Below are 7,682 nucleotides of genomic sequence, written 5' to 3'. Positions count from 1 at the left end.
CGCCAGCCCTTCCAGCAGGGCCGGATCGGACGCGAACGGGCCGTTGGCGGCGGCCTGGTAGTGCGTCAGCGCCTCGGCCGGCTGGCCGGCATCGAGCAACGCGGCGCCCAGGCGCATGCGGTGGTCCACGGTGGGTGCCCGGTCGAAGGCGTCGCGGGCCTCCCGCACGGCACGGTTCGGATCCACGATCTGCCGGATCGCCCGCCCCGCCGCCCGCGCCCCGCGCGTCTGGCGCAGGCTGGGCAGGTAGACCGCGAAGAAATAGACCACGCTGCCGAGCCCCGGAAACAGGAACAGCAGCAGGAGCCAGTACATATTCTGGTGCGTGCGCACCGCATGCACCGCAAAGAAGATGGCGACGATGACATGCAGGCCGATACCGCCAATACCGCCAAGGCCGAGACTGGACATAGGAATTTACCGAATTGGGGGGCCGGCCCGCCGCGCGGGCGGGCCATGGCCGCGATTGTGACAGAAGTGACTGGCGGTGAGACTTGTCCGGTACGCCTAAAGTTTTGCTGATTTGCGCCGAAGAAGGAGTGGGCTCTCTCCCGATCGGAACCACGCACATGACAACAATCAGCAGCGTTACCCCTCAGATCGTCACCGCCAGTGACGCCAACGTAACCAACACCCGCCGCTTTACCGCGCCGGCTGACGACGCGGCGCAAGCCGCCGCCGCCAGCAGCACGGAAGCCGGGGACTCGGCCGCCTCTACGTCCTCGGCCAGCGCCAGCGGCACCATCCAGGGCCCGGCCGGCGCCGGCCGCGTGGGCGGTGCTGGTGCCGCCAGCGGCAGCGCGGCCAGCAGCGAAGACAGCGATTCGGCGGTCATCAAGGCGCTGAAGCAGCAGATCGAAGCGCTGCAGAAGCAACTGGCCGCCCAGATGCAGCAGCTCCAGGCCGCGCAGAACAGCGGCGCGGACGACAGCACCAAGGCCAGCACCGTGGCCGCGCTGCAGGCCGGCGTGACGTCCACCTCGGCGTCGCTCCAGCAGGCCGTCGCCAAGCTGGCCGAAGCCATTCAGCAGGCCGCCGGCAGCAGCACCGGGAACATCGTCAACACGACGGCCTGAGCGGCGTCGCCCCTAGTCATCGAAAGAAGACGCCCCACGCCTGGCTGGGCGATTCAGTCCAGCCAGGCGCGCAAGGCCAGCCACGCGACCCGCTTTTCCGCATACGCGAGCGTATAGGCCGGACTGCTCGACGGCAGCCGCAGGATCGCATGGCGGTCGCCATGCTCCCCCAGCGCCTTCCCCCCGATCTTCGCCGCCGTGCCACCGTTGAAGGCAATCGCCCGCAGGCCAGGCAGCGTGCCGATCAGCCCGATCAGGTCATTCCCGGCATGGTCGCGGATATTGCTGTCGAGGCTGCCATCGCGCCGCGCCTCGGCCACCACGTCCCACAGCCCCACGCCATGCCCCAGCAGCGCTTGCAGGCGGCCAGGGTAGTCCAGCCCGACCAGATCGACCCCGAGCACATCGCCCATCAGGTGCCAGAAGCGGTTCTGCTTGTGCGCGTAATACTGGCTCTGGGCGAGCGAGACCTCGCCCGGCAGGCTGCCGAGCACGAGGATGCGGGTGCGGGAATCGACGACCGGCGGGAAACAGCGTTTGGTGGTCATCCTGAGAGGATCTTCGCGGGCGGGCGGCCCCTCCCCCGCAGGCGGGAGCGGGGCCGCAAACCGGCCTCAGGCCAGCAGGCGGTTCACGCGTTGCACGTAGGTGGCGGGGTCTTCGAGCATGCCGCCCTCGGCCAGCAGGGCCTGATCGAACAGCACACTCACGCGATCGGCGAAGGCTTCGTCGCCTGCCACGTCGCGCAGCTTCTTCACCAGCGCGTGCTCGGGGTTCAGTTCGAGGATCGGCTGGGCGTCGGGCGCCTTCTGGCCGGCCTGCTTGAGCAGGCGTTGCAGGTAGCCGCTCATGTCGCCGTCGTCCGACACCAGGCACGAAGCCGATTCGGTCAGGCGCAGCGTCACGCGCACGTCCTTGGCCTTACCTTCCAGCACGCCCTTGGCACGGTCGACCACGTCCTTCCAGTCGGTTTCGGCCTTTTCCTGCTCGGCCTTCTCCGTCTCGTCAGCCAGGGCGCCCAGGTCCAGGTCGCCACGCGCCACGGACACCAGCTCCTTGCCGTCGAATTCGTGCAGGTAGGACAGCATCCACTCGTCCACACGCTCGGTCAGCAGCAGCACCTCGATGCCCTTCTTGCGGAAGACTTCCAGATGCGGGCTCGACTTGGCGGCCACCCAGGTGTCGGCGGTCACGTAGTAGACCTTGTCCTGCCCTTCCTTCATGCGGCTCACGTAGTCGCCCAGCGAGACCGACTGCTCGGCCGTGTCGCCGTGGGTGGACGCGAAGCGCAGCAGCCTGGCGATGCGCTCGGCGTTGGCCTGGTCCTCGCCCATGCCTTCCTTGAGCACCTGGCCGAACTGCTCCCAGAAGGTCTTGTACTTGGCGCGATCGGCTTCGTCCTCGCTGTCCGCCAGCGATTCCAGCATCGACAGCACGCGCTTGGTGCTGCCCTCGCGGATCGCGCGCACATCGCGGCTCTCCTGCAGCAGCTCGCGCGAGACGTTCAGCGGCAGGTCGGCCGAATCCACCACGCCCTTGACCCAGCGCAAGTACGCCGGCAGGAGCTGGTCCGCATCGTCCATGATGAACACGCGCTTCACGTACAGCTTCAGGCCGGCCTTGTGATTGCGGTCCCACAGGTCGAACGGGGCGCGCGCCGGGATGAACAGCAGCTGCGTGTACTCGCTGCGGCCTTCCACACGGTTGTGGGTCCAGGTCAGCGGGGCTTCCTGGTCATGGGCGATGTGCTGGTAGAACGCCTGGTACTGCTCGTCGGTGATGTCGGACTTGGCGCGCGTCCACAGCGCGCTGGCCTGGTTCACGCTCTCCCACTCGCCGGTGGCCTTGTGGGCGCTGGCCTCGGCATCCCATTCTTCCTTGGGCATGCGGATCGGCAGGGAGATATGGTCCGAATACTTCTGGATGATGTGGCGCAGGCGGTATGACGACAGGAAGTCGTCCTCGCCCTCGCGCAGGTGCAGCGTGATGGTGGTGCCGCGCTCGGCGCGCGAGATGGCGTCCACGGTGAACTCGCCGTCGCCGGTGCTTTCCCAGCGCACAGCTTCCTCGGCGGCCACGCCGGCGCGGCGCGTCTCCACGGTGACCTTGTCTGCGACGATGAAGGCCGAGTAGAAGCCCACGCCGAACTGGCCGATCAGCGCGGCGTCCTTCTGCTGGTCGCCGGACAGCTGCTGGAAGAATTCCTTGGTGCCGGAACGCGCGATCGTGCCGAGGTTGCGGATCGCCTCGTCGCGGCTCATGCCGATGCCGTTGTCGGTGATCTTGAGCGTGCGGCTGGCGGCGTCGGCTTCGATCCGGATGGCCAGGTCGGCATCGTTCTCGAGCAGCGACGGGTTGGCAATCGCCTCGAAGCGCAGCTTGTCAGTGGCGTCCGAAGCATTCGACACCAGCTCGCGCAGGAAAATTTCCTTGTTGCTGTACAGCGAGTGGATCATCAGGTGCAGCAGCTGCTTCACTTCCGCCTGGAAGCTCATCGTTTCGTGCGGTGCGGTCATGGTTCTCCTCTTGAAAGCTTGAAAACAAAGCGGGCACATCCGGGGTTGCCCCGGCGCGCGGTGCGCGGACGGGGTCGATGGGCCTTCAAATCGGGATGGACGGACGGTTTTTCAAGCCCCCGGGGTGGCGGGGGCGGGGGCGGTATGGGCACCAGAGGCCGGCTGGCCGGACAATCGCTCCATCTGCGCGGCCAGGAAGCGCAGCATGCCGGGGTCGGCGCTGCTGGCCACGTTGAAGCGCGTCCAGGTGGATGGCATCTGGCTGGGCGAGAACAGGCTGCCCGGGGCGAACAGGTAGCCCTCCTCGTGCCCGGCCGTAGCAATGACATTGGTGTCCACGCCCGTATCGGCCCACAGGTACATGCCGGCGTGCTGGCCCGGGAACATCCGCAAACCCAGCCGTTCGAGCTGGTGGCGGGTCTCGTCGCGCGCCCGGTCCAGCCGGCCGCGCACGCGCTCCACGTGCTTGCGGTAGTGGCCCTCGGTCAGCACCTTGTAGACCACGCGCTCGTTGATCTCCGGCGTGGCCATGCCGGTCAGCAGCTTGTTGTCGGTCAGCGTCACGGCCAGCTCCGGACTGGCGGCGATGAACCCCACCCGCAGGTTGGCCGCCAGCGTCTTGGAGAAGCTGCCGAGATAGATCACCCGCCGCAGCTGGTCAAGGCTGGCCAGCCGGGTGGCGGCGTGGCCGGGCGGGCAGAGATCGCAATAGATATCGTCCTCCACCACCAGGAAGTCGTACTGCTCGGCCAGTTGCAGCAGCCGGAAGGCCCGCGCGGCGGAGAGCGAGGTACCCGTGGGGTTGTGGAGCACGGAATTGACCACGAACAGCTTGGGCCGATGGGCCTGGACCACGCGCTCGAGCGCCTCCAGGTCCGGGCCATCGGCGGTGTAAGGCACGCCGATCACGTGGGCGCCCTGCGCGGCAAAGCGCGCGAACATCACGAACCAGGCCGGATCGCCCACCAGCACGGTATCGCCGGGGTGCAGGTACTGCCGCGCGATCAGGTCGAACGCCTGCGTGATGCCGGACGTCATGACGATCTGGTCCGGCGTGACGCCGATCTCCAGCTCCTCCAGCCGCGTGCGCAACTGCTGCCGCAGCGGCAGGAAGCCCTGCGGCGTGCCGCTCGACAGGAAATGGTTGCCCGGCTGCCGCCCCAGGCTGCGCAGCGCGCCGGACATCAGCTCGCCGTCCAGCCACTCGTTCGGCAGGAAGCCCCAGCCCGGCGCCTTGTGGCTCTCCGCCGAGTGGAACATGCTGCGCAGCAGCCAGGTCACGTCGATATTGCGGATGGCGTCCGAAGGCGGCGTGGCGGCCGTGGACGGATGCGCCACGCGCTCGCGCACATAGAAGCCGGAGCCGCGCCGCGACTCCAGGTAGCCCAGCGCCACCAGTCGCTCATAGGCTTCTACCACCGTGAAGCGCGAAATCCCCTTCTCGGTGGCCAGTTGCCGGATCGACGGCATGCGCATGCCGGCCCGGAACACCCGTTCGTCGATGCGCAGCCGCGCCCATTCGGTCAGCTGCTCGACCAGCGTCATCTGGGCCGAGGGAATCGGGTCCGGCAACTGCTCGTGGCCAGCCGTCGGCATCACCAGCCGCAAGGGCCGTGTGCCGCCTGACGCACCCGATCGCCCTCCGCTATCCTTGCGGTCTGGCCCGGTGTGCCGCCTTTCGTCCGCTTCGCTGCCTTCCATGTGGTGCTCCCGCAACTGTACTGAATACGATCTGCTGAACTGTATCGGTACTGTACCGATAACCTTGTCTACCATCAACCGACAATGAAGCTCGCCATAGACCACCTCGTGATTGCGGCCCCGGATCTGGAATCCGGCGCGAACCATGTTGCCGACCTGCTCGGCGTTGCCCCGCAGGGCGGCGGCGCGCACCCGCGCATGGGCACGCACAACCGCGTGATGGGCCTGTTCGGCGGGATGTACCTCGAAGTGATCGCGATCGACCCCGCTGCCCCGGCGCCGGAACGGCCGCGCTGGTTCGGGCTGGACAGCGGCGCCATGCGCCAGCGGCTGGCCGACGGCCCGTTCCTGGCCCACTGGGCGGCCCGGGTGGAACGTCCGGTCGATCTGTCGCGCTGGCAGGCGCAATACCCGGACCGCATCGCCCCGGCCATTCCGATGACGCGCGGCGCCCTGCACTGGCGCCTGACCGTGCCCGACGACGGCAGCCTGCCGGCCTGGCCGGGCGAGGCCACGCACGCCGGCGACGGCCTGTTCCCCACGCTGATCCAGTGGGACGTGCCCAACCACCCCGCCATCAGCCTGCCGCGCCAGGATCTGGCGCTGCGCCGGCTGCGCGGCAGCCATCCACAGGCGGAACTGCTGCGGCAGGGGCTGGCGTGGATCGGCGCGGCAGACCTGATCGAGATCGAACAGAGCGATGGGCCGCCACAGCTGGTGGCCGAGATCGACACCCCAGCAGGCACCAAGACCCTGCGCTGACTATATAGATACCCCCGAAGGAGCCCCCGACGATGTCCGCCACCACCATCAAGCGTTTCGACGACGACGCCTACCTCGACCACTGCACCGCCACGGTCGTGGCCGTGAGCGAGGCCGGCATCGAGCTGGACCAGACCGTCTGCTACGCGCGCAGCGGCGGGCAGGCCGGGGACACCGGCACGCTGGTGCTGGCCGATGGCCGTGTGGTGGCGCTGATCGACACGATCTACGCCGAGGACCGCACCCGCATCCTCCACGTGCCGGCGCCGGACGCCCCGGCGGTGCAGCCCGGTGACCAGGGCGAAGTGCGCATCGACTGGGCGCGCCGCCACAAGCTGATGCGGCTGCACACCTGCCTGCACCTGCTGGGATCGCTGATCCCGGTGCCGGTGACCGGCTGCAGCATCTCGCCCGATTCCGCGCGCATCGACTTCGACCTCCCCGAGTCCACGCTGGACAAGGCCGAACTGACCGAACAGCTCAACGCGCTGATCGGCGCGAAGACCGATGTGCGGATCGACCGCATCACGCCCGAGCAGCTGGCCGCGCAGCCCGACCTGGTGCGCACCGTGGGCGCCGCGCCGCCGGCGGGCACGTCCACCATCCGCATCATCGAGATCCCCGGCGTGGACCGCCAGCCCTGCGGCGGCACCCACGTGGCCAATACGGGCGAGATCGGCGCGGTCACCGTAACCAAGATCGAGAAAAAGAGCCGCACCAACCGCCGCGTGGTGGTCAACTTCGCGGCGCTGGCCTGAGGTCGCCGTCATGGATGCCAACTGGCTGACGGGCCTGTCGATGGCCCAGTTCCTCGCATTGATCACGCTGCTGGCCGTGGGCGCGTTCACGCCCGGCCCCAACACCACCATCGCCGCCGTGACCGGCGCCAACTTCGGGCTGCGCGCCACGCTGCCGCACTGCGTCGGGGTGGCGTTCGGCTTCGCGAGCATCGTCGCCCTGTGCGCAACCGGCGTGGGCGCGCTGATCCTGGCCAGCCCGATGCTGGCGCGCGCCATCCATATCATCGGCGTGGCCTACCTGCTCTGGCTGGCGTGGAAGATTGCCCGCAGCGCCTCGCTGGCCGAGAAGACCGTGCTCAAGCCGATGAACGTCTGGCAGTCGGCCGCGTTCCAGTACGCCAATATCAAGGCGTGGATGCTGGCGCTGGCCGTGGCGGCGTCCTACATGGCCGGCGCGCCCTCGCCCGCCCAGCGCGTGGCGCTGGTCAGCACGGTGTTCGCGGTGTTCGGCTTCTTCAGCAACGGCGCCTATGGGCTGCTGGGCGCCTCGCTGCGGCACTGGCTGGCGCAGGGCAACCGCGTGCGCTGGTTCAACGGCACGATGGGGCTGGCGCTCGGCGTGACGGCGGTCTGGATCGCCCTCGCCGCGCAGCCGCACTGACATTTCCAAGCATCCCCATCATGGCAAATCCATCTTCCTCCCCCGCCCATCCGCCCGCCTCCGGCGGCATGTGGCTCGGCTTCATTGGCGTGGCGATCTTCAGCCAGACGCTGCCGTTCACGCGCATGGCCGTGGCCGAACTGGACCCCATCTTCGTGGCGCTGGCCCGCGCGGTGCTGGCGGCCGGGCTGGCGCTGGGGCTGCTCGCCCTGCTCGGCGCGCTGGC

General features: G+C 68.6%; 7 protein-coding genes and 2 pseudogenes. 5 read left to right on the top strand and 4 right to left on the bottom strand.

The window, feature by feature from the left end; translation table 11 throughout:
- Positions 1 to 411, bottom strand: a pseudogene (locus KHO18_RS27550) (hypothetical protein); the annotation flags it as partial.
- A gap of 158 nt (positions 412 to 569) precedes the next feature.
- Between KHO18_RS27550 and KHO18_RS27545 the strand changes: the two are divergent.
- Positions 570 to 1,076, top strand: a complete 507-nt coding sequence (locus KHO18_RS27545) for a hypothetical protein (RefSeq protein ID WP_144199453.1) — start codon at positions 570 to 572, stop codon at positions 1,074 to 1,076.
- Between the two features lie 53 nt (positions 1,077 to 1,129).
- Here KHO18_RS27545 and KHO18_RS27540 read toward each other — a convergent pair whose 3' ends face one another.
- From KHO18_RS27540 to KHO18_RS27530, 3 genes are all read right to left on the bottom strand, one after another.
- Positions 1,130 to 1,624, bottom strand: a complete 495-nt coding sequence (locus KHO18_RS27540) for a DNA-deoxyinosine glycosylase (protein ID WP_144199455.1) — start codon at positions 1,622 to 1,624, stop codon at positions 1,130 to 1,132.
- Positions 1,625 to 1,690: 66 nt separating this feature from the next.
- Entirely contained in the window at positions 1,691 to 3,592 is a 1,902-nt protein-coding gene (gene htpG / locus KHO18_RS27535; protein WP_211944256.1) for a molecular chaperone HtpG, read from the bottom strand.
- A gap of 111 nt (positions 3,593 to 3,703) precedes the next feature.
- Complete coding sequence (locus KHO18_RS27530) at positions 3,704 to 5,293, bottom strand: aminotransferase-like domain-containing protein (protein WP_211944255.1); 1,590 nt, start codon at positions 5,291 to 5,293, stop codon at positions 3,704 to 3,706.
- 84 nt (positions 5,294 to 5,377) lie between these two features.
- On the opposite strand from KHO18_RS27530, the gene KHO18_RS27525 reads away from it, so the two are divergent.
- The 4 genes and pseudogenes from KHO18_RS27525 to KHO18_RS27510 form a co-directional block, all read left to right on the top strand.
- Entirely contained in the window at positions 5,378 to 6,055 is a 678-nt protein-coding gene (locus KHO18_RS27525; RefSeq protein ID WP_144199462.1) for a VOC family protein, read from the top strand.
- Positions 6,056 to 6,087: 32 nt separating this feature from the next.
- On the top strand, positions 6,088 to 6,813 hold the full coding sequence (locus tag KHO18_RS27520) for an alanyl-tRNA editing protein (protein WP_144199464.1): 726 nt from the start codon (positions 6,088 to 6,090) through the stop codon (positions 6,811 to 6,813).
- Between the two features lie 10 nt (positions 6,814 to 6,823).
- On the top strand, positions 6,824 to 7,456 hold the full coding sequence (locus tag KHO18_RS27515) for a LysE family translocator (RefSeq protein ID WP_144199466.1): 633 nt from the start codon (positions 6,824 to 6,826) through the stop codon (positions 7,454 to 7,456).
- Positions 7,457 to 7,476: 20 nt separating this feature from the next.
- Positions 7,477 to 7,682: pseudogene (locus KHO18_RS27510) on the top strand (EamA family transporter); the annotation flags it as partial.

This window comes from Cupriavidus campinensis (assembly GCF_905397395.1).
Taxonomy (GTDB): domain Bacteria; phylum Pseudomonadota; class Gammaproteobacteria; order Burkholderiales; family Burkholderiaceae; genus Cupriavidus; species Cupriavidus campinensis.
Note: the sequence above shows the minus strand (reverse complement) of the source record. Positions and strands in the feature narration are given on the sequence as shown.

Excerpts from the sequence above, each read along its gene's own strand:
- KHO18_RS27545 (WP_144199453.1), top strand. The coding sequence starts at position 570 with ATGACAACAATCAGCAGCGTTACCCCTCAGATCGTCACCGCCAGTGAC.
- KHO18_RS27540 (WP_144199455.1), bottom strand. The coding sequence starts at position 1,624 with ATGACCACCAAACGCTGTTTCCCGCCGGTCGTCGATTCCCGCACCCGC.
- htpG (WP_211944256.1), bottom strand. The coding sequence starts at position 3,592 with ATGACCGCACCGCACGAAACGATGAGCTTCCAGGCGGAAGTGAAGCAG.
- KHO18_RS27530 (WP_211944255.1), bottom strand. The coding sequence starts at position 5,293 with ATGGAAGGCAGCGAAGCGGACGAAAGGCGGCACACCGGGCCAGACCGC.
- KHO18_RS27525 (WP_144199462.1), top strand. The coding sequence starts at position 5,378 with ATGAAGCTCGCCATAGACCACCTCGTGATTGCGGCCCCGGATCTGGAA.
- KHO18_RS27520 (WP_144199464.1), top strand. The coding sequence starts at position 6,088 with ATGTCCGCCACCACCATCAAGCGTTTCGACGACGACGCCTACCTCGAC.
- KHO18_RS27515 (WP_144199466.1), top strand. The coding sequence starts at position 6,824 with ATGGATGCCAACTGGCTGACGGGCCTGTCGATGGCCCAGTTCCTCGCA.